A 23313-nucleotide genomic window follows, 5' to 3' on the forward strand; every position below is an offset into this window, starting at 1 on the left:
TAAATGAATGAAAGTATTTTAAAAAGTTTAGACTCAAATGAAAAAGAAACCCTACAAAAAGGCTTAGAAAGTCTTATAGAACAAACTTATGTAATAGAAAATGAATACAAAACTTTAAATGAAAACTATAACTCCTTACGCGCAATGGTTGATGAGATTATAGAGGTGTTGCCTAGTGCGCTTTGGATTTTAGATAAAGAAAAAAATATTATTTTACAAAATCAAGAAGCCTTGAAAAATCCAAAATTACTTAGTATCATTAGTCTTGATAAAATTCGTGATGAGCTTGAATTTGAAGGTAGGTTTTATGCGGTAAAAATCATAGCGCATAATGAAAAAACTATAGTTTCAGCTACAGATATTAGCGATGAAAAACGCAATGAAAGGCTTGCAAGCATGGGTAGTGTAGCGGCTCATTTGGCACATGAGATAAGAAATCCTATTGGATCTATATCTTTACTTGCTTCAACCCTTTTTGCTCGTAGTGAGCTTAAAAATAAGCATATAGTTCTTGAAATCCAAAAGGCTATTGCTAGAGTGGAGCGTATCGTAAATTCAACTCTACTTTTTACTAAGGGTGTACACATCAATGCTTTAAATTTTAATCTTTTAGAGTTAAAAGAAGAGTGTGAAAGTGCCATTAACTCTTATAATTTCACTTCTCAAATAGACTTTGAAATATCTTTTTTGGATAAGCAGATTTGTGCTGATAAAGCTCTTCTTGGTTTGGTTTTGCAAAATTTGATTTATAATGCTATTGATGCGATAGAAGAAAGCGAATGTGAAAAGCCTATGATTAAAATTTTAGCAAGTTATGATAATGAAAAAATATGCATCAGAGTGTATGATAATGGTTGTGAAATAAAAGATGAGAAATTGGTTTTTGAAGCTTTTAAAACAACAAAACTTAAAGGCAATGGACTTGGCTTGTCTCTTTCTAAAGAAATCATAAACGCTCATAAGGGAGAGTTAAGTTTTCAAAGTGATCCTAAGAATTTTTATTTTACCTTACCTTTGGTGTGATAAATATTTTCTTTTCACCCCAAAACGGAACAAATTTTGCTTATATTATTTTAATATATTTAGGTTGAAGGCAGAAAAATCTAAATCAAGGAATTAATATGAGTATCTTTAGTATCAATGATAATTCAAACTATAATTCTATACTTTCACAAGCAAAAGCTAATAAAGAAAGTAAAGAAAATTCTAAAATAAGTTTTGCTAATGCTTTTTTAAAACAAAATGCTAGTAAGTTAAATGAAATTCAAAATGCAAATTCACAAACTCTAGCAAGAAGTGAAGCATTAAATTCTACTAATACAACAAATACTAGCAATAATACTAATTTTAGTATAAGTAGTAAGACAAGTTCTCCTAATTATGATATATCTAGTGAATTTAAAAACTCTATTTATACTCTAAAATACAAACAAGCTGATTTAAACACTAATACAGCCTATGGTTATAGTGTAGATAAAGATGGTTATATGGGAAGTGATTTTAATAAAGCTGCGGGACTTCCTGAAGATTTTAAGATACATAAATCTACTTTGGATGAGATTAAAAAAGCTGCCGAAAATGATCCTGTTGTTTCAAGTACAAAAGAATACTTAGGCGTAAGCAGTTATTATTCTAATATAGATATAGCAAATACTATAAAACAATATTATAATCTTTTTTCTAATGCTCTAGGTCAAAGCTTTCCAAATGATAAAACAAGTTTTAGTGAAGCAGATATAAATTCTATGCCTAAGGGAATTAGTGAATTATCATCTGATAAAACTATAGGTATTATGCCGAAAAATTATGACAAGCTAACAATAACAAACTATTATAATACACAAGAGCAATATAATGAAGCAGAACAATTAGGAATGTTTGGACATATTAATATAGGCTTACAACCATTAAATTTCACTCCGCAAAGTATGCAAACTCAAAATTTAGATAAAGACACTGCAATAGATACTTTTAATCCTGATATGTCAGTTTATCCACAAAATGAAGATGGAAGTTATTCTAAAGAAGCTTTGTTTATGAGTTTTTTAAAATCAACGGGTGTATCGCCAAGAGAAGGTAGTGCAACATTAAATCCTATAGCTAAGTCTTATGCTGAAGCTATGGCTAAAGAAAGCTTTGATGGCTCTTTAGCTTCTTTAGATGACATTATGACAGGTAAAGTTGATTTTGCAAGTTTGTTAAAAGGCTATGCACAAGAGGGTTGGCTTGATGCAGATATATATGCAATGGATAAAGGGGTTGCTTGGCAAAATACAAGCATAGGTTATGGTGGAGCTTGGTTTGATAGAGAATTTAATCAAGTAAAAGCTAATGGTTGGAAAGCAAGCAGTGAAAGTATCAATTCTTATGTTGGATCTATAATGGATAGATTAAATAATCTTATGGGGCAAACTAGGGTTTAGGAAGTATTTGCACGAAGTCAAATTAAAAATGATGACATTTGCAAATACTTATGCAAATCACATAAAGCTAGGTGCATCGTTTGAAAAGAGTATCAAATCTCCGTGTTTTGTTTCTTTAGCTAGAGTTTGAACTAGTTGACTCTTTTCTTTAAGTATAATGGTTTTTATTTTTAACTCTTTTTTGAAAATTTCAGCATTGATTTGTGCACTAATGATAGCAAGATCAAAACACTCATTGATGATTTTGGCAAGTTTTATATTTTCTTCTTCGCTTACTTCTACTATACCAGGACTTACTAAAACTTTGCGTCCTTTATAGCTTTTACAAAGTTTATAGCTTGTGCTCATACCTTTAAAATTTCCATTAAAACCATCATCTATGATAAATTTAGGCTCTCTTGAAAGCACTTGCAAGCGATGTTCTACGGAATTTATATTTAAAACTTGCTTTTGAATTTTTTCTAGTTTTATGCCAAGATAATGAGCACAAAGTATACAAACACAAAGATTTTGCGCATTAAAATCCCCTAAAATTTGACTTTTAAAATCATAGGATTTATTTTCTATATCGACTTTAAATTCTAAACCTTCAAGACTTGAATGAATAAGACTTAATTTATCATCATAAAGGCTGATGAGTTTATCTTCTTCTTTTTGGGTGCTAGAGTGTAAAAAAGCCTTTTCTAGTCTTTCGGAATTTAAGGCTTCAAGTTTGGTTGAGCGGATATTTTCAACACTTTTAAAATACTCTAAATGTGCATTGCCTATCTCTCCTACTATGCTGATTTGAGGTTGTAAAAAATGCGTGATTTCATCGATATCGCCTTTAAGTCTAGCGCCTGCTTCAGCTATGTAAATTTGAGTATCTTGACTTAAATTAGCATTGATATCAGCAACTATACCTAGTAAGGTATTGACAGAGCGTGGTGTTTTGTAGCTTTTAAAGTCATCTTTTAAAAGTTCGTATAAAAAATTTTTAATACTTGTTTTTCCAAAACTTGCGGTAATGAGTATGATTTTTAAATTTTCATTGGCTCTTAGTTTGGCTTTGGCTTGTTTTTTATAATATAAATTTGTAAAAAACTCATAAATTTTAAGACTCAATAAAGCAAAAGGAAGACTAAAAAGATTAAAAAGAAAAGAAAAACGCAAAGCAAGGATGGTAAAAATAGCATTATAAACAAAAACAAAAACAAAAAACCATTTAACCTTACTTGTAAAAACAAGCTTTTTATCTATGCCTTTATTCCAAAAATACAAAATCGGAGTATGGATCAATGCAAAATATACCAAAGAGTATAAAGGAAAAGCTAAGAATAAAAAATAAGGAATAAATAAAAAATACAAATGCCACAAAGGTTTATGATAATGAAAAAACACGCGTTTAAATTTATAAGAATACCATTGTAAAGCACTCATAAGATAAAAAGCTATACAAAAATTAAAAAATAAAGAATTGATAAAATAAAGAGTATTGATAAGCATTTAAATTTCCTTGATTTTTTGAGCTATGAAAGCAGAGTGTTTTAAAAAGAAAAAATGATCCCCCTCTAAAGGATAAAAAGTACTATTTTTTAAAAATTGATGCATTTTTTCACCACAATACAAAGGCGTAGCTTCATCGCTTTTTCCCCAAAAAATCAAGCTTTTAGCCTTTTGCTTGGCAAAAATTTCACTAAAATCCTCATCAACAACCTTTTTAAAGGTTTCATACATTATAGGACTAAGATTTGCTCCATCTTTACTAGCAAAATAGCGATAAAATTTTCCCAAACCAAAGAGTTTTAAAATTTTAAAAATACGGATTTTAAAACGCACTTTTAGGGATTTTTTAGCCAAAATTCCTGCACTTGAAAGTAAGATTAGGGTGTCTTTTTCTTTTGCGAGTAGGGTACTTACTTTTCCACCAAAAGAATGCCCCATGAAAAAACAGACATTGAGTTTTTTTTGTTTTAAAAAAAGTTCTGTGATATTGGCATAATCTTGAGTGTTTAAAATTTCTTCCACGCTTGAATTTCCAAAACCTGCTAAATCCATATAAATTTGACAAAAATCTTTCAAAAAAGGACAAAAACTTTGTTTCATAAGTTTTTTATCAGCTCCCCAGCCGTGTAAGATAAGTATTTGCGGTAAGGAAAGATCACCTAAAATTTCATAAGAAATTTGATAAGTTTTGTTTTTATAAGAAAGTTGAGTTTGAGCCATTTTAAGCCTTTTGATTTTTGTAGATATTTTCTAAAAGTTGCATGGCATTTTGTAAGCGTTCAAATTCTTTCATACTAAGCATTACAGCTTCAAATTTGTTATTTTTTAAAATAACTATTTTTCCACTTTCGCTTTTTTTGAGTTTTTCCATAATGGGGCTAAAATTTCTTACCACTTCGGTGGCAGTGTAAATTTCATCTTGTTTAAAAGAGAGCATTTTTCTTCCTAAAATACGCTAAATTTTATGTATAATTTAGCGCATTTTGACTTAAAAGCTTATAATTTTCCTTTTTGTCCGTTAATGGAGTGAAGGAAGTTGTAATTGATTTTTATCATTTTTTCAAGTGAAATTTGATCAGCTAAAGCGTTTAAAGTGGTATTAAAATCTTTAAAAAGATAATTAGCCAAAGAACCAGGGTTTGGGTTGATTTCATTTAAATATATTTCATTATCCAGTATAAAAAAATCACAGCGTATTAAAGCACCTTTAAACAAAGGATTGTAGATCTTTTTAAAGCTATCTTTGAGTTTTTCTTTTAATTCTTCGCTTAAATCTGCTTCTATAAGTTCATTGTGTCCTGAAAAGCTAAGATATTTTTGTTCAAAGTCTAAAAATTCTTTTTTCTTTGGCTCTTCTATAATGGAAAAAACAAACTCATCATTGATCATACATCCTGCAAGATTGTATTCTTTGATATTGTTTTTAAATTCTTCTACTACAAGATCATTGTCAAATTCAAAACCTACATCTTTGGCGTATTCTAAATCTTTTTCATCTTTTACTATACTAATACCTATACTACTTCCAAGTCTTGCAGGTTTGATAATGCAAGGAAAACTAAGCTTTTCTTTAGAGTTTTGATTTTTTCTTAGTATGGTATAATCAAGTGTTTTTACTCCAACGCTTTTGGCATAAAGTTTGGTAAGTTCTTTGTTAAAAGATAATACACTAGCTTCAAGCCTAGGTCCTATAAATTTAATAGAATAAAACTCAAATAAAGCCGCAATTTTTCCATCTTCTCCATCTCTACCATGGATAAGATTGATCACGCATTCGCACTCTAGTTTATTTTCTTTTAAAAAGCCTTTGCTAAAAAAACCTCCTTGTTTGATGAAAAGTTCTTTTTCTTTTTTATAAGCTTTGGTACTAAAAGTTTTAGAATTCATTTTTTCACTTGGGATATGATAAAATCTTCTTTCTTCATCACAAAAAATAAATTCTAAATTTTGATTGATAACTTTTTTAAGTACTACAGCACTTACTATACTGATCTCATGTTCATAAGAATTTCCGCCAAAAAGTATTGCAAATTTCATTTTATTCCTTTATCCTAGTTTTTTAAGAGCTTCTTTGATGAGTTCGCTTGTGCCTGTTGCTTGAGCACTTGCTAAAACACTTATGATTTTTTCTTGTTTAAAGCCTAGAGTAAGAAGTGCGGCTAAGGCTTCGCTTTTATCATCGCTTACATTTTCAAGTTTGGTTTTTGTGTCAGAAAGTTCTACTATAATGCGTTTTGCACTTTTTGGACCTATGCCAGGTACTTTTTTAAGCACGCTTTCATCGCCCAAACTTAACGCTTTGTAAAAAGAATTTACATCAAGACTAGAGCATACCGCCATAGCAGTATTTGCACCCACTCCATTGACTTTTAAAAGCATTTCAAACATTTTTTGTTCATCTTTATCCAAAAAGCCATAAAATTTATTAGAATCTTCTTTGATGATTTGAGTGATAAAAAACTCATGCTTTTCTTGAGTTTGAATTTTAGCAGAACAAAAAAGCGAAATAAATATCCCATAGCTTAAACCACTAGTGCATTTAACAATGATAAAAGTAGGTTCTTTTTTTGTGATTATTCCTTCGATGCCGACAACCATGCTATATCCTTTTCTTCATAATCTAATTTTTTATGTATTTCTATACTTTCTTGGTTGTTTTGTATGACTTTTTTAATGCCTATAAATTTAGCACTTTCATTAACAAATGAAGAGTAAAAAATATCTTCTTTAGGCTCTAGAAGTGAAAATTTGATCTCATTCATGTCAGTCCATTTGCCGCTTTTATTTATAAAAGTTGCTTTAAAAAGCATTTTTTGCAAATTGATTAATTCTAATTGTAAAGATTTTTTGCGTTCAAGAAGTTCTTTTTCTTCATTTTGTAGTTTATTTAATTCAAGATTTTGTAAAGAGAAATCTTTTAGGGCTTTTTCGTATTGTACAGGAACATTTTGACCTTGATTTTTAAGTTCTGTTATCTTTTTTTCAACGCTTAAAATTCCATTTTTGCTTGATAAAATGTATTGTCTTATTTTATTTATTTTATGATTTAACTTAGAAATTTGCTCTCCTAAAATCGCAAATTCTTCATCATAATTTTTATCAAGAGTTTTAATTTTAGCATGAAATTTATTGTTATCCCCGTTAATGCGTTCTATTGTGGTGTTTTCAAAAAACACACAAGAATTATTACTTTCTAAATTTTCTATATAGATTTTATCAGCTTGTATATTTCCGCCTAAACTTTTTTTAATTCTCACTTCTTTGGCTTTGATTGTTCCACCTTCGAGCAAATCTATATTTAAAATTTCGGCTTCCGCAAATCCTCTATGAGTTTTTATATAGGCTTGTTTGGCTTGAATTTTGGCTTTAGAGTGCGTAGTGCCTTCAATTTTCATTTTGGTGGCATTAAGTTGAGTGTTGCTTCCTACGCTTCCGACTACATTTAATTCTTCACATTCTATCCCAACGCCAGAATTTACAGCATCTTTTACTTCTGAAAGAAATTTTATATTGATTTTGACATTTTTGTCTAGTCCAGCTCTTATAATCCCTATATTTTTAAAATCTACCCCATTAAAATCTAGTTCATTGGCGATATCAAATTTTTCACCATCTTGTACTACATAACCTTTTTTTAAGGCTATATATTCTGTGTATCCATCTTGCTCTACTTGTTTAAAAGCTGAAGAACAAGAAAATTTAACTTTATTTTCATTTGCGGCTAAAACTTTTAAGGTGTGTAAATTTAAGTCTTTTCCTTCTTTACCTTGTTTAAATTTGGCGTGTTTTAAAACAACTTCGTTTTCATCAACAACAATAATACCTGAGCGTTTTTCATCGATAGTGTAGTTTTTGGTTTTTTCTTTATAAGTCAAGATCAGGGATTCATCTTGACTTTCTATAGGATCAATACCTTGTGCAACGGTGATTTGTATAGTTTTATTTAAAGGGATGTTTTTATGTTGGTTGCAAAAAGACATTAAATTTTTCTTAAAATCAAAAATGCGGATACCTATTAAAAATTTAAGTTTCAACATCTTTTTATAAATATTTTGCAAAAGTTCTAGTGCTAGTTTTTCATGAAAGTCTAAATTTGTAAAATCAATTTGAGCAACTATTTTGGTTAAATTTTTATTTGCAACTAGTTTGACTGCTTGAGATGCTTTGCTTTGGTTTATACCGTGGAAAATTTCTATTTTGTATTCTTGCTTGATTTGAAGATCATTTTTTAAAAAAATTTCATCTTTATCAAAAAGAGTTAATTCTTTTTCAGAGATTTTTTCCCATTCTAAATCTCCAAAACGATATTGTGTAGAAAACGCCAATAAACTAAAATCAAGCTCATTTAAGCTAAGGTTTGTTCGTGAAGCTACGCTTAAAAGCTCTCGAGCTGGATTTTCTGTATAGGCAATAATTTTTTCATCCAAAGCCAAAACTTTCCCCTTGTAAAAAATTAAGAATGTAATTATAGTCAATGTTTAATCAATTTTAGTTAAAATAGTTCTCTTTATATTTTGAAATTTATGAAAAAATTTAATGAAGAGTTTAGTATTTAAAAATTTTATTATCAATGCTTTAGGAATTTTATTTTCAAGAATTTTAGGGCTTGCTAGAGATGTTTTAATAGCGCTTTTTTTAGGAGCAGGGCTTTATAGTGATATTTTTTTTGTGGCTTTAAAAATGCCTGCTTTTTTTAGAAGAATTTTTGCAGAAGGGGCTTTTGGACAAAGTTTTTTGCCTAATTTTGTAAAAGCGAAAAAAAAAGGAGCTTTTTGTGTTAGTGTAATGATGCAATTTAGCCTTATAGTTTTTTTATTTTGTCTTTTGGTAAGTTTTTTCTCCTCTTTTTTTACCAAGCTTTTTGCTTTTGGGTTTAACGCAGATACTATAGCTTTAGCGGCTCCTTTGGTGGCGATTAATTTTTGGTATTTGTTTTTTATTTTTTTAGTTACTTTTTTAGGAGCTATTTTAAATTATAGACAAAAATTTTTCATTACCTCTTTTTCTGCGGCATTATTTAACTTAAGTATTGTTATAGCTGCCTTTTTTGTGGATAAAAATGCACCGCAAAATACACTTTATTATTTTTCTTATGCAACGGTTTTAAGTGGGGTAGCACAGCTTATTTTACATTTGTTTGTTTTAAAAAACAATCCTGTAATCCGTGCTATGGCTTTAAGTATAAAATTTAAAAAAGCCAAGGCGCAATTACAAGGTTTTTATGGCAATTTTTTTCATGGAGTTTTAGGTTCTTCTGCGACGCAATTTAGCTCATTGCTTGATACAACCATAGCTAGTTTTTTAATGAGCGGGAGTATTTCTTATCTTTATTATGCAAATCGTGTCTTCCAACTCCCCCTGGCACTTTTTGCTATTGCTTTAACTCAAGTTTCTTTTCCAAAAATTTTAAAACATTTAAAAAGCGATCAAGAAAATTTAGCCTTAAAATTTATGCAAAGAGCATTAGCGCTTTTAAGCATTTTGCTTATTGCTTCTAGTATTGTAGGTTCTGTGTTTGCTTTGGAAATTTCAAAGCTTTTATTTGAAAGAGGAAATTTCACTCACGAAGATAGTGTGATTACGGCTTATGTTTTGATTGCTTATCTTATAGGGCTTTTACCTTTTGGTTTGCAAAAGCTTTTTTCTTTGTGGCTTTATGCAAAATTTAAACAAAAAACAGCAGCTTGGATCGCGGTAAAATCTTTAATTATCAGTGCTTTATGTTCTATGGCTTTTATATTTTTGATTAAAGATGAAAGTTTAAAGGTTATTGCAGTGGCACTTTCAAGCTCTATTAGTGCTTTTTATTTGCTTGGAGCTAATATCAAAGAATTTGGTTTTAAGAAATTTTTTGCTTTAATATCTATTAAAATTTGCTTATTGGTTATAGTTGCTTTGATTGTTTTTACGATCTTACTTATTTTGATTAAACCTTATATTTTAAGTTTTTTTATAGGAATTTTTACAAGTTTTAAAGGAGTTTTTTAATGAGATTATTAGATAGTGTAACAAAAGAGAAAATAAAACTTGATAAAAAAGATATTAGTATTTACTTATGCGGGCCTACGGTTTATGATGATGCACATTTAGGACATGCAAGAAGTAGTGTTTGTTTTGATCTTTTGCGTAGAGTTTTACTTGCTCAGGGCAATAGGGTAAAATTTGCTAGAAATTATACAGATATTGATGATAAGATTTTGAAAAAAATGGCTCAAAGTGGTCAAACTTTAGAGGAAATTACGGAATTTTATATCAAAAGTTATGAAGAGGATATGAGGGTTTTAAATGTATTAGATCCTGATTTTAAACCTCGTGCAACGCATTATATAACAGCTATGCTTGATTTGATTAAAAAGCTTACTAAGGATGGGTTTGTTTATACTCTAGAAGATGGAATTTATTTTGATACAAGTAAAGATGAAAAATATTTAAGCCTATCAAATCGCAATTTAGAAGAAAATATCTCTCGTCTAAGTAATGAAGTGCAAAAAAGAAATGAAAGCGATTTTGTGCTTTGGAAATTTGATGAAAATTTTTACGAAAGTAAATTTGGCAAAGGGCGCCCAGGTTGGCATACTGAATGTGTTGCTATGATTGATTCTATTTTTGAAAATACTCTTGATATACATGCTGGAGGGATAGATTTGCTTTTTCCTCATCATGAAAATGAAGCTGCGCAATGTCGTTGTGGATGTAAGAGAAAATTAGCAAATATTTGGCTTCATAATGGTTTTGTAAAAATCGATGGCGAAAAAATGAGTAAAAGTTTAAATAATAGTTTTTTTATAAAAGATGCTTTAAAAGAATTTATGGGCGAGGCTTTAAGATTTTATCTTTTGAGTTCTCATTATAGATCTCATTTTAATTATTCTTTATCGGATTTAGAAAATGCTAAAAAACGTTTAGATAAATTTTATCGCCTTAAAAAAAGATTGGATTTAGGTGAAATTTCTGATTTTGATGTTTTAAATGATATTGAAATAAAAAGCGAAATTGCTAAGCAAATTTTAGAGATTTTAAATGATGATTTAAATATTTCTAAAGCCTTAGCTCTTTTGGATGATTTTATCAGTAATGCAAATTTAGAGTTGGATAAAGAAAGCAAAAATAAAATTTTAAAACAAAATATCAAAGAAGCTTTAAGCGAGCTAGCTAAAATTTTTGGCTTTGGTTTTATGGATACAACTTTATATTTTCAATGGGGTGTAAGCAAGGAAGAACGAGAAGAAATTGAAAAGTTAATTTTAGAAAGAACTGAGGCTAAGAAAAACAAAGATTTTAACACAGCTGATGCAATAAGAGAGCAATTAAATAGTAAAAAAATCACTCTTTTAGATACTCCAAATGGAACAATTTGGGAGAAAATAAATGCATAATGAGATGAATTTAAAAGAGGTTTTAATACGCTTTAAGCCCTTTTATAAAAGATATTGGAAACAATTTGCTATAGCTATTTTTGGTATGATTTTAGCAAGCGGAGGAACTGCTGGAAGTTTTTATGCTTTAGAGCCTATTTTAAATTATATTTTCGTTGAAAAAAATGAAGCTTTACTTTATACAGTACCTTTTTTGCTAGTATTGATGTATTTTTTTAAAAATCTTGGAACTTATTTACAAAGTTTTTATGTTTCCTTTATAGGAACAGATATGTTAAGAGTATTGCGTGCTAGGGTTTTAAAAAATGTTTTACGCTTGGATATGGATTTTTTTAAACGCTATAGAAGCGGAGAGCTTGTAAGTCGTTGTACTAATGATATTAATGCACTTCAAAGCATAGTATCAAACATTATTCCTGATTTTTTTAGAGAGCTTTTAACTGCTATAGGACTGCTTACGGTAGTCTTGTATCAAAGTCCTACTTTGGCTTTTTTTGCTTTAGTGATTTTGCCTTTAGCTATTTTTCCTTTGGTATGGTTTGCTAAAAAACTTAAAAAATATGCAAGAAATATACAAGAAACAAATTCGGATTTACTTTCTTATTTGGGTGAAATTTTTTCAAATATTGAATTGATCAAAGCTAATGATAATGAAAAAAAAGAAAGTGATAAATTTGCTAAGCATAATGATACTTTATGTAAATTAAACCTAAAATCCGCACGTATTGATGCACTTACAAGTCCTTTAATGGATATGATGGGTTCTGTTGGGGTTGCTGTGGTGATTATTGTAGGGGGTAGAGAGGTTATCAATGGTTCTATGAGTGTGGGAAGTTTTATCAGTTTTGTTTCGGCACTTTTTGCGATATATACTCCTTTAAAGCGTCTTTCGTCTTTATATGGAAAACTTCAAGGTGCTGTTGCGGCAAGTGAAAGAACTTTTTATTTATTGGATTTAGAACCTCAAATTAAAGGTGGAAGCAAAGAATTAAAAAACATTGAAAAAATTAGCTTTGAAAATGTTGAATTTGCTTATGAAAACCCGCATAAAAGTGTTTTAAAAGGCGTAAATTTTGATTTTGTTAAAGGGCAAATGCTTGCTCTTGTAGGGACAAGTGGGGGTGGTAAATCTTCTATTATTAATCTTTTGATGTATTTTTATGAAAAGCAAAAAGGTAAAATTTTACTCAATCAAGAAGATATTAGCACTTTTACCATAGAAAGCTTACATGCTAAAATAGGACTTGTAACGCAAAATATTTATCTTTTTAATGATAGTTTTGCTGCAAATATTGCTTATAGCGAAGAGTTAGAAGAAGAAAAAGTCATCCAAGCTTTAAAATTGGCCAATGCTTATGAATTTGTTAAAGAAATGGGCGGGATTTGGGCTGAAGTGAAAGAACATGGTAAGAACTTAAGTGGAGGGCAAAAACAAAGAATAGCAATCGCTAGAGCTTTATATAAAAATCCTGATGTGCTTATTTTTGATGAAGCAACTTCAGCTTTGGATAATGAAAGTGAAAAAGCAATAGTTAAAACTATAGAAAATTTAAAACAAGATAGATTGATTTTAGTGGTTGCACATCGTTTAAGCACTATAGAAAATGCAGATAAAATAGTAGTATTGGATAAGGGCAAGGTATTGGCAATAGGTAAAGATGAAGAGCTTTTGCAAACTTGTTCTTTGTATCAAAAATTTAAAAGCAAAGAAAAAACAAAGCCTAGCTTTAGTTAATTTTAGTTAGAATTTTAAAAAGGATTAAAAAATGGCTTATGAAATGATAAAACCTTTACTTTTTAAGTTAAACCCTGAGCATACACATGCTTTGGTTGAATATAGCTTAAGGGCTTTAAGTGCTAGTTTTCCAGGAGCTTTAAGTTTTTTAGCACACAAATATATAGTTGATAATGAGAGTTTAAGGCAAAATTTACTTGGACTTGATTTTAATAACCCTGTGGGTTTAGCAGGAGGCTTTGATAAAAATGCTACTATGATAAGACCTTTGAGTGCTTTAGGATTTGGCTTTTTAGAAGTGGGAACTTTTACTCCAAAACCTCAAGAAGGCAATGAAAAGCCACGTCTATTTAGACTTGTAAAACAAGAAAGTATACAAAATGCTATGGGTTTTAACAACGAAGGTGCTGAAAAGATTGCTTTAAGACTTGCAAAAACCTATCCTTTTGTTTTGCCTTTAGGGGTAAATATAGGGAAAAATAAAATCACTCCAAATGATAAAGCCTTGGAGGATTATTTTACTTTGTTTAGAGATTTTAAGGATTTGTGTGATTATTTTATCGTTAACATCTCATCTCCTAATACTAAAAATTTAAGAGAGTTGCAAAATGATGATTTTTTAAATACCTTGCTTGAAGAAGCCAAAAAAATCACTTCTAAGCCTATTTTGATAAAAATTGCTCCTGATATGAAAATAGATGATGCTTTAAATTTATGTGAAAATGCCATTAAAAAAGGTGCAGATGGGTTTATATTAGCCAATACTAGTGTTGATTATAGTTTATTAGATAATAATCGTACTTTTGGTGGTATTAGTGGAAGACTGATTACGGAAAAAAGTGGTATTTTTTTCAAAGAAGTAGCTAAAATTCTTTTTGGCAAAACCTTGCTTATTGCAAGTGGAGGGATTGATAGTGCTGATATTGCTTATGAGCGTATTAAAAATGGGGCTAATTTGGTGCAAGTTTATACAGCTTTGATTTTTAAAGGTCCTTCTTTGGTAAAAAATATCAATCAAAATCTTATAGAGCTTTTAAGAAAAGATGGTTTTTTACACATTAGCGAAGCTGTTGGGGTAAATTTAAAATGATTGCTTATGAAAAAATTCAATTAAAAAACAAGCTTGAAGTTTATGCTTTGCCTGTAAATAAAAATAGCGATGTGATTAGCGTTGATATTTTTTATAAAGTGGGTTCAAGAAATGAGATCATGGGAAAAAGTGGCATAGCTCATATGTTAGAACATTTAAATTTTAAAAGTACTAAAAATTTAAAAGCTGGCGAATTTGATGAGATTGTTAAGGGTTTTGGTGGTGTGGATAATGCAAGCACAGGTTTTGACTATACTCATTATTATATTAAATGTGCGAAGAAAAATTTAGATAAAGCTTTAGAGCTTTTTGCAGAACTTATGGCGAATTTAAATTTAAAAGATGAAGAATTTCAGCCTGAAAGAGCAGTGGTTTTAGAAGAGCGTAGATGGAGAACAGATAATAACCCTTTAGGATATCTTTATTTTAGGCTTTTTAATCATGCATTTATGTATCATCCTTATCATTGGACTCCTATAGGTTTTTTTAAGGATATAGAAAATTGGAGTATTGAAGATATTAAAGAATTTCACAGTATTTATTATCAACCTAAAAATGCGATTTTACTTGTAAGTGGCGATATAGAAAGTAAGGAAGTTTTTGAGCTTTCAAAAAAACATTTTGAAAAGATTAAAAATACTAAGACTATACCTAAAATTCACACAAAAGAGCCTAAGCAAGATGGAGTAAAAAGAATATATTTACATAAAAACTCAGATACTGAACTATTAGCCCTTGCTTATAAAATTCCAAATTTCAAGCACAAAGATATACCTGCTTTAAATGCTTTATCCGAGCTTTTAGGAAGTGGGAAAAGTTCTTTAATGAGTGAAATTTTGATTGATAAATTAAATTTAATCAATGATTATTATGCTTATGTTAATGATTGTATAGATGAAAATTTATTTATTTTTATTTGTAATTGTAACCCCAATGTTAATGCAGAAAAAGTAGAAAAAGAGCTTTTAAAAATCATTGATAAACTTAAAATGGGTAAAATTTCTCAAAAAGATTTGCAAAGAGTGAAAAATAATGTCAAAAGTGATTTTATTTTCTCACTTAACAATGCTAGTGCAGTGGCAAATATTTATGGTTCATATCTAGCAAGAGGAGATATCAATCCTTTGTTAAATTATGAGAAAGATATACAAAATTTGGAATTAAAAGATTTGATTTCTTGTGCTAAAAAATATTTTATTCAAGAAAATTCAACTACGGTAATTCTAAGAAAGGATTCAAATGGATAAAAATATTATCATTGGGGCGATGACGGCTCTTATTACACCATTTAAAAATGGAAAAGTTGATGAGCAAAGTTATGCAAGATTGATTAAAAGACAAATAGAAAATGGCATCGATGCAGTAGTTCCAGTAGGAACAACAGGAGAAAGTGCAACTTTAACCCATGAAGAACATAGAACTTGCATAGAAATAGCCGTTGAGACTTGTAAAGGAACTAAAGTTAAGGTTTTAGCAGGTGCGGGAAGTAATGCAACTCATGAGGCAGTGGGTTTGGCTAAATTTGCTAAAGAGCATGGTGCTGATGGGATTTTAAGTGTGGCACCGTATTATAATAAACCTACGCAACAAGGACTTTACGAGCATTATAAGGCTATTGCGCAAAGTGTAGATATTCCTGTGCTTTTATATAATGTTCCAGGAAGAACAGGTTGTGAAATTTCAACGGATACTATTATCAAGCTTTTTAGAGATTGTGAAAATATTTATGGAGTAAAAGAAGCGAGTGGAAATATCGATAAGTGTGTGGATTTGCTTGCACACGAACCTAGAATGATGCTTATTTCAGGGGAAGATGCGATCAATTATCCTATACTTTCAAATGGTGGAAAGGGAGTGATTTCAGTAACTTCAAATTTATTACCCGATATGATTAGCGCTTTAACTCATTTTGCTTTAGATGAAAATTATAAAGAAGCTAAAAAAATCAATGATGAGCTTTATAATATCAATAAAATTTTATTTTGCGAAAGTAATCCTATTCCTATTAAAACGGCTATGTATTTAGCTGGATTGATAGAAAGTTTGGAATTTAGACTTCCTCTTTGTTCTCCAAGTAAGGAAAATTTTGCTAAAATTGAAGAAGTGATGAAAAAATATAAGATCAAAGGATTTTAATGAATACAGAATTTCAAGGAAAAACTTTAGTGATTAGCGGTGGAACTCGCGGGATAGGCAAAGCTATAGTTTATGAATTTGCTAAAGTGGGTGCAAATATAGCTTTTACTTATAATTCTAATGCGCAAATTGCTGATGAAATGGTTCAAGATTTGGAGAAAAATTATAAAATCAAAGCTAGAGCTTATGAATTTAATATCTTAGAACCTGAAACCTATAAAGAACTTTTTGAAAAAATTGATGTGGATTTTGATAGAGTGGATTATTTTATCTCAAATGCTATCATTTCAGGACGTGCGGTTGTAGGTGGCTATACCAAATTTATGAAGTTAAAACCAAAGGGAATTAATAACATTTTTACAGCCACAGTAAATGCTTTTGTTGTGGGCGCACAAGAAGCAGCTAAAAGGATGGAAAAAGTAGGGGGTGGAAGCATTATTTCTATCTCATCTACAGGAAATTTAGTGTATATAGAAAATTATTCAGGTCATGGTACAGCAAAAGCCGCTGTAGAAGCTATGGCAAGATATGCGGCTACTGAACTTGGAGAAAAAAATATCCGTGTAAATGTCGTAAGTGGTGGGCCTATTGAAACTGATGCTTTAAGAGCTTTTACAAATTATGAAGAAGTAAAACAGGCTACTATAAATTTAAGCCCTTTAAATCGCATGGGGCAGCCTGAAGATTTGGCTGGAGCATGTCTTTTTCTTTGTTCAAGTAAGGCAAGTTGGGTTACAGGACATACTTTCATCGTTGATGGTGGTACAACTTTTAAATAAAAATTAAGAAAAATCAATGGATTTTTCTTAAAAATATTTTTCAATCAAGTTTTAATTTCCACCCTAAAAAAACACTTAATAATGCAAGTAAAAAAATAAAATTTAAAGTCCAATTACCAAAACCTACAAAACCTATAGATAATACGCTGTAAAAAAATCCTCCCACAGCTGAATAAATACAAATCGTACTTAAAGATCCATTTTCTGCCATTTTTTTACATGGGCAGATTTTATAAAATTTTTTATCGTTAAATTGATTTTTCTTTTTATTTCCTAAAAATAAACCAAAAAGGGCAAAAAGATTTAAAAAAATAAAAGCATATAATAAAATTTGATCTAATTCCATTTTAATATACCTTAAAAGTATCTAAGCCAAGAGGGTAGATGGACTTGCTCTTCTTTTAAAGTAGTCTCTTGTCCATGTCCTGGTAAAAGTTTAAAATCTTCTTTGTAAGTCATAACTTTTTCTAAGCTTTGTTTCATTAAATTTGCATCTGAATAAGGAAAATCCCATCTTCCTATGCTTCTATAAAATAAAAAATCTCCACTAAACATGATATTTTTACCTACAATTTCTATCATAGTGCAACCTGGTGTGTGTCCTGGTAAAAAGTGAAATTTAAAATCAACTCCGCAAATATTTAAAATATCTTCATTATCTACTAAAAAATCCGCATCGCTAGAATCATAGCCTTGATTAAAATCATCATGTAGCATAAAAGCATCATTTTTATGAATATAAATAGGGATGTTGTATTCTTTTTTAACCTTGGCATTATCCCAAATATGATCATAATGCCCGTGAGTATTTAAAATCGCCAAAGGATTTTTTACATGTTTTTTGATAAATAAAAGTGCATCAGTTCCTGGATCAATGATAAATTCACCCTTTGGGGTAAATAAAATATAGCAATTAGTTTCATAAACTCCACAAGCTTGTTTGATAATTTGCATTTTTTGCCTCTTTAATAAAAAATTTGCCTTAAATAAATATAATTATACATTAAATTTTTAAAAGGCAAGCTTTATGGATTGGCAAAAGATTACGGAAAAAATGTGTGATTTTATACAAGAAAAAGTGAAAAATTCTCAAAGTCAAGGTGTGGTTTTGGGGCTTAGTGGCGGGATTGATTCTGCTTTAGTAGCAACGCTTTGTAAAAGAGCTTTAAAAGAGAATGTTTTTGCTCTTTTAATGCCAACTCAAATTTCAAACAAAGCCAATCTTGAAGATGCTTTAAGGCTTTGTGCGGATTTAAATCTTGAATATAAAATCATAGAAATTCAAAGCATTTTAGATGCTTTTATAAAGCAAAGTGAAAATACCACTCTAGTATCTTTGGGAAATTTTGCAGCGCGTATTAGAATGAGTTTGCTTTATGATTATTCTGCTTTGAAAAATTCTTTAGTCATAGGCACTTCTAATAAAAGCGAATTGCTTTTAGGTTATGGTACGATTTATGGGGATTTAGCTTGTGCTTTTAATCCTATAGGATCGCTTTATAAAAGTGAAATTTATGCCTTAGCAAAATACCTTAACTTGCATGAAAATTTCATCAAAAAAGCTCCAAGTGCGGATCTTTGGGAAAATCAAAGTGATGAGGCGGATTTAGGTTTTTCTTATACAAAAATCGATGAAGGTTTAAAAGCTTTAGAAACTAATGATGAAAAACTTTTAAGAACGCTTGATCCTTCTTTGATTGCTATGTTAAAAAATCGCATGCAAAAAAATGCTTTTAAGGGAAAAATGCCTGAAATTTTGGAAATTTAAACAATGAATGAAGAAAAAAATTATGAACTTTGGCTTGATAATTATTTTTTTAAGCCCAATTTTTGGCAAAAATGCCTTGCTTTTATACTTTTACCTTTAAGTGTGCTTTATGCTTTTTTTGCGATTTTAAATACTTTTTTTCGTAAAAAAATAGTTTTTAAAAAGCCTGTTATTAGCGTTGGTAATTTAAGTTTTGGAGGTAATGGAAAAACCCCGCTTTGTAAAGCTATAGCAAGGGAATTTGATGGTGTTTTTATAGTACTTAGGGGCTATAAAAGAAAGTCTAAAGGTTTGTTTGTTGTTAAAAATCAAAATGAAATTTTATGCACCTTAACACAAAGTGGCGATGAAGCTATGGAGTATGCTTTTGAAGAAAATATCAAAGGTGTGATTGTGAGCGAAGATAGAGTAAAAGGTATTGAAAAAGCTTTTGAATTGGGAGCTAAAATCGTTGTGCTTGATGATGCTTTTTCTAAATTTCATATTAAAAAATTTGATATTTTACTTGAAAGTAAAATCAAACCTTATTTTAATTTTACCTTACCAAGTGGAGCTTATCGTTTGCCGAAATTTTATGAAAAAAGGGCTGATTTTATTGCATTAGAAGGCAGGGATTTTGTGCGTTATTCTTTTGTAAAAGAAAATCCAAAGGCTGTTTTGGTAACTGCTATTGCTAAACCTTTTAGATTGTATGAGCATTTTATCAAAGCAAGGGCTTGTTATTTTTTTAAAGATCATTATGAGTTTAAAAAAGAAGAATTAGAAAATTTGCTAAAAAAACATAATTGCGATACACTAATGCTTACTTTTAAGGATTTTGTTAAAGTTAAAGATTTTGGTTTTAAATGTCAAATTATAGAATTAAATATAGAATTAAAAGATTCATTAAGGGAAAAAATAAAAACTTATATCAAGGAGTTTGAGCAATGAAATTAGTCGAGAGTAGAAATGTAAATAATGTATCAAGTTTTAAGGAAGCTTTGATTAACCCAAACGCCCCGGAAGGAGGGCTTTACTCACCTTTAAATTTGCCTATTTTTGAAGGAGAAAAATATGCCAATTTGTCTTATAAAGATTTTGCTTTAAAGCTTATAGAAAGTTTTGGTTTTGGCGAAGAAGAGCTTTTTAAAAAGGCTTTGAAAAGTTACGAAAGCTTTGATGATAAAAATACACCTATTTCTTTGCAAAAAATCTCTGAAAAAACCTATATTAATGAGCTTTGGCATGGGCCTACAAGAGCTTTTAAAGATATGGCTTTACAGCCTTTTGGCGTGCTTTTAAGCGAATTTTCAAAGGATAAAAATATTTTAATTATTTGTGCTACGAGCGGCGATACAGGACCTGCAACCCTAAAAAGCTTTGAAAATGCAAAAAATGTTAAAGTAGCTTGTATGTATCCAAAAGGTGGCACAAGTGGAGTTCAAGAGTTGCAAATGCGAGCTTTAGATAAGGATAATTTGAAAGTTTTTGCTATAGATGAGGATTTTGACGCAGCGCAACGCACTTTAAAAGAATTGCTTTTTTCAAAAGATTTTCAAAACAAAATTAAAGCTTTAAATTATGAGCTTTGCGCAGCGAATTCTGTAAATTTTGGGCGTATTTTATTTCAGATTATTTATCATTATTATGCGAGTTTAAAACTTTTTAATGAGTTTTTAGAAGAAGTACAAATCATTGTTCCAAGTGGAAATTTTGGCAATGCTTTAGGAGCTTTTTATGCTAAAAAAATGGGAGCTAAAATTTCAAAAATCAAAATCGCTTCAAATGTGAATAATATTTTGAGTGAATTTTTTAATCATGGCGTTTATGATTTGCGTGAAAAAAGTCTTAAGAAGACTATTTCTCCAGCTATGGATATACTTATTTCATCTAATATCGAAAGACTTTTGTTTGCGAAATTTAAAGATAAAAGAACCAAAGAACTGATGAATTTGTTGAAAAATGAGAGATATTTTAAACTTGAAAAAGAAGAATTGCAAAGTTTACAAGAAGATTTTGAGGCGGATTTTTGCACCGATGAAGAATGTATGCAATTTATCAAACAAAGCAAGATTTTAATCGATCCGCACACCGCAACTTGTTTTAAAATGCTTGATCCTTTAAAACCTAGCATTATTACCTCTACAGCAGAATGGACAAAATTTACTCCAAGTATGATAAAAGCTTTATACGATAGGGATTCTAAGAATGAAAAAGAAGATTTAAAATTTATAGCTAAAGAGTTTAATGTCCAAGTTAAAGATGAAATTTTGGCTTTATTTGACTTGAAAAATAGCGATGAAAAGGTATTTGAAGCCAAAAATATAAAAAAAGAAATTTTAGATTGGATGCAAAAATGATTATTATTCCTGCAAGATTAAAATCAAGTCGTTTTCATGAGAAAATTTTATGTGATGTAGGTGGAGTGCCTATGTTTGTGGCTACTGCAAGAAGGGTAAGTAGTGTGGATGAAGTTTGTATAGCTTTAGATGATGAAAAGGTTTTAAGTATCGCTAAAGAATATGGTTTAAATGCAGTTTTAACAAGCAAAAATCATGAAAGCGGTACGGATAGGATTAATGAAACTTGTAAGAAACTAGCTTTAAAAGATGATGAGATTATTATCAATGTCCAAGCTGATGAGCCTTTTATAGAATGTGAAAATTTATTAAAATTTAAAGAATTTGCAAGTTCTTGCTTGGATAAAAAAGCTTTTATGGCGAGTTGTTATAAAAAAATCACTCAAGAAGAAGCTATGGATCCTAATCTGGTTAAAGTGCTTTGCGATAAAGAAGGGTATGCTTTGTATTTTTCAAGAGCTAAAATTCCTTATGAAAGAGAAAATTACGAGGAAAGTTTTAAAGGGCATTTAGGCATTTACGCTTATAGTGTCAAAGCTTTAAGAGAGTTTTGTTCTTTATTAAGTTCTGCACTTGAAAGAGCGGAAAAATTAGAGCAATTAAGAGCTATAGAAAATGGTAAAAAAATCAAAATGCTTGAAATTTCAACAACAAGCATGGGGATTGATACTAAAGAAGACTATGAAAGGGCTTTAAAAATTTATTTAGAAAAATAACTCCACCCCAAAACGGAACAAATTTTGCTTATATTATTTTAATATATTTAGGTTGAAGGCAGAAAAATCTAAATCAAGGAATTAATATGAGTATCTTTAGTATCAATGATAATTCAAACTATAATTCTATACTTTCACAAGCAAAAGCTAATAAAGAAAGTAAAGAAAATTCTAAAATAAGTTTTGCTAATGCTTTTTTAAAACAAAATGCTAGTAAGTTAAATGAAATTCAAAATGCAAATTCACAAACTCTAGCAAGAAGTGAAGCATTAAATTCTACTAATACAACAAATACTAGCAATAATACTAATTTTAGTATAAGTAGTAAGACAAGTTCTCCTAATTATGATATATCTAGTGAATTTAAAAACTCTATTTATACTCTAAAATACAAACAAGCTGATTTAAACACTAATACAGCCTATGGTTATAGTGTAGATAAAGATGGTTATATGGGAAGTGATTTTAATAAAGCTGCGGGACTTCCTGAAGATTTTAAGATACATAAATCTACTTTGGATGAGATTAAAAAAGCTGCCGAAAATGATCCTGTTGTTTCAAGTACAAAAGAATACTTAGGCGTAAGCAGTTATTATTCTAATATAGATATAGCAAATACTATAAAACAATATTATAATCTTTTTTCTAATGCTCTAGGTCAAAGCTTTCCAAATGATAAAACAAGTTTTAGTGAAGCAGATATAAATTCTATGCCTAGTGGTTATGGTGTAAGTGGAACGCAATGGATGGACTTTAATGAGCCAAGCAATAGAATGAATATTACAGGTTTAAAAGATTTTTCAAATTCTTTAATTTCAAATGTTTATAAAACCCCTGAACAAGCAAAAGAAGCTGATGAAATTTGGCTTGATTCAGGATGTATGATCAAAGGATTATCATCTGAGACTTTAGGTTTATCCTTAGAAGAAATCAAAAATGTTTCTAGAGGTGAAGATTGGCAATTTAATCCTGATATGTCAGTTTATCCACAAAATGAAGATGGAAGCTATTCTAAAGAAACTTTGTTTATGAGTTTTTTAAAAGCTCAAGGTGGACAACCTGTTGAGAGTCTAAAAACCACACTTAATCCAAAATTAGAAGCTTACAAGAGGGCTATGGCTAAAGAGAGTTTTAGTGGTCCTGCAATTAACATTGATAGTATTATGACAGGTAAAAGTGACTTTAAAAGCTTTTTTAGATACTGGGCAGAGCGTGGCATAGAAGGTGATTTATATATGTATGAAAATAACATTTCTAAAGAATCTGCTATGGGTAATTGGGCTTTAGACGCTGAGATTAAACAAGCTCTTGCTAATGGTTGGAAAGCAAAACCTAGCACTATTGATTCCTACGCTGATTCTATAATGGATAGATTAAATAATCTTTTGGGACAAACTAGGGTTTAGGAAGTATTAATTTTTTAAGTTTGAAATAAATTGCTAATAACAAAATAAGATAAAACTAGT

General features: G+C 29.8%; 22 protein-coding genes. 14 read left to right on the forward strand and 8 right to left on the reverse strand.

Going from position 1 to position 23313, the window contains the following annotated elements; genetic code table 11:
* Positions 1–3: 3 nt before the first annotated feature.
* Positions 4–1023 (forward strand): fla regulon two-component system sensor histidine kinase FlgS, encoded by a 1020-nt coding sequence (flgS, locus tag FBE87_RS03885; protein WP_002852488.1) that lies wholly within the window; start codon positions 4–6, stop codon positions 1021–1023.
* A gap of 98 nt (positions 1024–1121) precedes the next feature.
* Entirely contained in the window at positions 1122–2423 is a 1302-nt protein-coding gene (locus FBE87_RS03890) for a Cj0814 family flagellar-dependent secreted protein (protein WP_168940541.1), read from the forward strand.
* A 57-nt stretch (positions 2424–2480) separates the two neighbouring features.
* Here FBE87_RS03890 and murF read toward each other — a convergent pair whose 3' ends face one another.
* From murF to FBE87_RS03920, 6 genes are read right to left on the reverse strand one after another with little or no spacing between them, the layout of a single operon-like run.
* Positions 2481–3908, reverse strand: a complete 1428-nt coding sequence (gene murF / locus FBE87_RS03895; protein ID WP_002852462.1) for a UDP-N-acetylmuramoyl-tripeptide--D-alanyl-D-alanine ligase — start codon at positions 3906–3908, stop codon at positions 2481–2483.
* Positions 3909–4628, reverse strand: a complete 720-nt coding sequence (locus FBE87_RS03900) for an alpha/beta hydrolase (RefSeq protein WP_002852645.1) — start codon at positions 4626–4628, stop codon at positions 3909–3911.
* Between the two features lies 1 nt (position 4629).
* The gene (locus tag FBE87_RS03905; protein ID WP_002852622.1) at positions 4630–4845 is read right to left on the reverse strand and encodes a type II toxin-antitoxin system Phd/YefM family antitoxin; all 216 of its coding nucleotides are present in this window, start codon (positions 4843–4845) and stop codon (positions 4630–4632) included.
* A 59-nt stretch (positions 4846–4904) separates the two neighbouring features.
* Positions 4905–5945, reverse strand: coding sequence for a D-alanine--D-alanine ligase (locus FBE87_RS03910; RefSeq protein ID WP_002852516.1), 1041 nt, complete (start codon positions 5943–5945; stop codon positions 4905–4907).
* Positions 5946–5954: 9 nt separating this feature from the next.
* Positions 5955–6506: a Holliday junction branch migration protein RuvA gene (gene ruvA / locus FBE87_RS03915; protein WP_002859828.1), complete on the reverse strand. Its 552-nt coding sequence runs from the start codon at positions 6504–6506 to the stop codon at positions 5955–5957.
* Positions 6482–8341 carry a flagellar assembly protein A gene (locus tag FBE87_RS03920; protein WP_100621880.1) on the reverse strand — a complete coding sequence of 620 codons (1860 nt, stop codon included), beginning with the start codon at positions 8339–8341 and terminating at the stop codon, positions 6482–6484. The genes ruvA and FBE87_RS03920 overlap by 25 nt, the downstream gene beginning before the upstream one ends.
* A gap of 103 nt (positions 8342–8444) precedes the next feature.
* Between FBE87_RS03920 and murJ the strand changes: the two genes are divergently transcribed.
* From murJ to FBE87_RS03955, 7 genes are read left to right on the forward strand one after another with little or no spacing between them, the layout of a single operon-like run.
* Positions 8445–9896: a murein biosynthesis integral membrane protein MurJ gene (gene murJ / locus FBE87_RS03925; protein WP_060810060.1), complete on the forward strand. Its 1452-nt coding sequence runs from the start codon at positions 8445–8447 to the stop codon at positions 9894–9896.
* The gene (gene cysS, locus FBE87_RS03930) at positions 9896–11284 is read left to right on the forward strand and encodes a cysteine--tRNA ligase (protein WP_100621879.1); all 1389 of its coding nucleotides are present in this window, start codon (positions 9896–9898) and stop codon (positions 11282–11284) included. Before murJ ends, cysS begins: the two co-directional genes overlap by 1 nt.
* The gene (locus tag FBE87_RS03935) at positions 11277–13019 is read left to right on the forward strand and encodes an ABC transporter ATP-binding protein (protein ID WP_100621878.1); all 1743 of its coding nucleotides are present in this window, start codon (positions 11277–11279) and stop codon (positions 13017–13019) included. The genes cysS and FBE87_RS03935 overlap by 8 nt, the downstream gene beginning before the upstream one ends.
* Before the next feature lie 31 nt (positions 13020–13050).
* Complete coding sequence (locus tag FBE87_RS03940) at positions 13051–14109, forward strand: quinone-dependent dihydroorotate dehydrogenase (RefSeq protein ID WP_002873851.1); 1059 nt, start codon at positions 13051–13053, stop codon at positions 14107–14109.
* A complete protein-coding gene (locus tag FBE87_RS03945) occupies positions 14106–15356 on the forward strand; it encodes a pitrilysin family protein (protein ID WP_002852436.1) in 1251 nt (416 codons plus the stop codon). The genes FBE87_RS03940 and FBE87_RS03945 overlap by 4 nt, the downstream gene beginning before the upstream one ends.
* The gene (dapA, locus tag FBE87_RS03950) at positions 15349–16245 is read left to right on the forward strand and encodes a 4-hydroxy-tetrahydrodipicolinate synthase (protein WP_002852574.1); all 897 of its coding nucleotides are present in this window, start codon (positions 15349–15351) and stop codon (positions 16243–16245) included. Before FBE87_RS03945 ends, dapA begins: the two co-directional genes overlap by 8 nt.
* Positions 16245–17024: an enoyl-ACP reductase gene (locus tag FBE87_RS03955; protein WP_002852476.1), complete on the forward strand. Its 780-nt coding sequence runs from the start codon at positions 16245–16247 to the stop codon at positions 17022–17024. The genes dapA and FBE87_RS03955 overlap by 1 nt, the downstream gene beginning before the upstream one ends.
* A 40-nt stretch (positions 17025–17064) precedes the next feature.
* Here FBE87_RS03955 and FBE87_RS03960 read toward each other — a convergent pair whose 3' ends face one another.
* Together FBE87_RS03960 and FBE87_RS03965 are read right to left on the reverse strand one after the other, a co-directional pair.
* Complete coding sequence (locus FBE87_RS03960; protein ID WP_002852583.1) at positions 17065–17370, reverse strand: hypothetical protein; 306 nt, start codon at positions 17368–17370, stop codon at positions 17065–17067.
* An 11-nt stretch (positions 17371–17381) separates the two neighbouring features.
* Complete coding sequence (locus tag FBE87_RS03965; RefSeq protein ID WP_002852433.1) at positions 17382–17978, reverse strand: MBL fold metallo-hydrolase; 597 nt, start codon at positions 17976–17978, stop codon at positions 17382–17384.
* 73 nt (positions 17979–18051) lie between these two features.
* Here FBE87_RS03965 and FBE87_RS03970 point away from each other — a divergent pair, with 73 nt between their 5' ends.
* From FBE87_RS03970 to FBE87_RS03990, 5 genes are all read left to right on the forward strand, one after another.
* Entirely contained in the window at positions 18052–18792 is a 741-nt protein-coding gene (locus FBE87_RS03970; protein ID WP_002852555.1) for an NAD+ synthase, read from the forward strand.
* A gap of 3 nt (positions 18793–18795) precedes the next feature.
* A complete protein-coding gene (locus tag FBE87_RS03975; protein WP_002852582.1) occupies positions 18796–19722 on the forward strand; it encodes a tetraacyldisaccharide 4'-kinase in 927 nt (308 codons plus the stop codon).
* Entirely contained in the window at positions 19719–21131 is a 1413-nt protein-coding gene (gene thrC, locus FBE87_RS03980; protein WP_002860775.1) for a threonine synthase, read from the forward strand. The genes FBE87_RS03975 and thrC overlap by 4 nt, the downstream gene beginning before the upstream one ends.
* Positions 21128–21847: a 3-deoxy-manno-octulosonate cytidylyltransferase gene (gene kdsB / locus FBE87_RS03985; protein WP_032596352.1), complete on the forward strand. Its 720-nt coding sequence runs from the start codon at positions 21128–21130 to the stop codon at positions 21845–21847. Before thrC ends, kdsB begins: the two co-directional genes overlap by 4 nt.
* A gap of 86 nt (positions 21848–21933) precedes the next feature.
* Positions 21934–23253 (forward strand): Cj0814 family flagellar-dependent secreted protein, encoded by a 1320-nt coding sequence (locus FBE87_RS03990; RefSeq protein ID WP_052796394.1) that lies wholly within the window; start codon positions 21934–21936, stop codon positions 23251–23253.
* Positions 23254–23313 lie beyond the last annotated feature (60 nt).

Source organism: Campylobacter sp. CFSAN093246, assembly GCF_012889415.1.
Lineage (GTDB): Bacteria > Campylobacterota > Campylobacteria > Campylobacterales > Campylobacteraceae > Campylobacter_D > Campylobacter_D jejuni.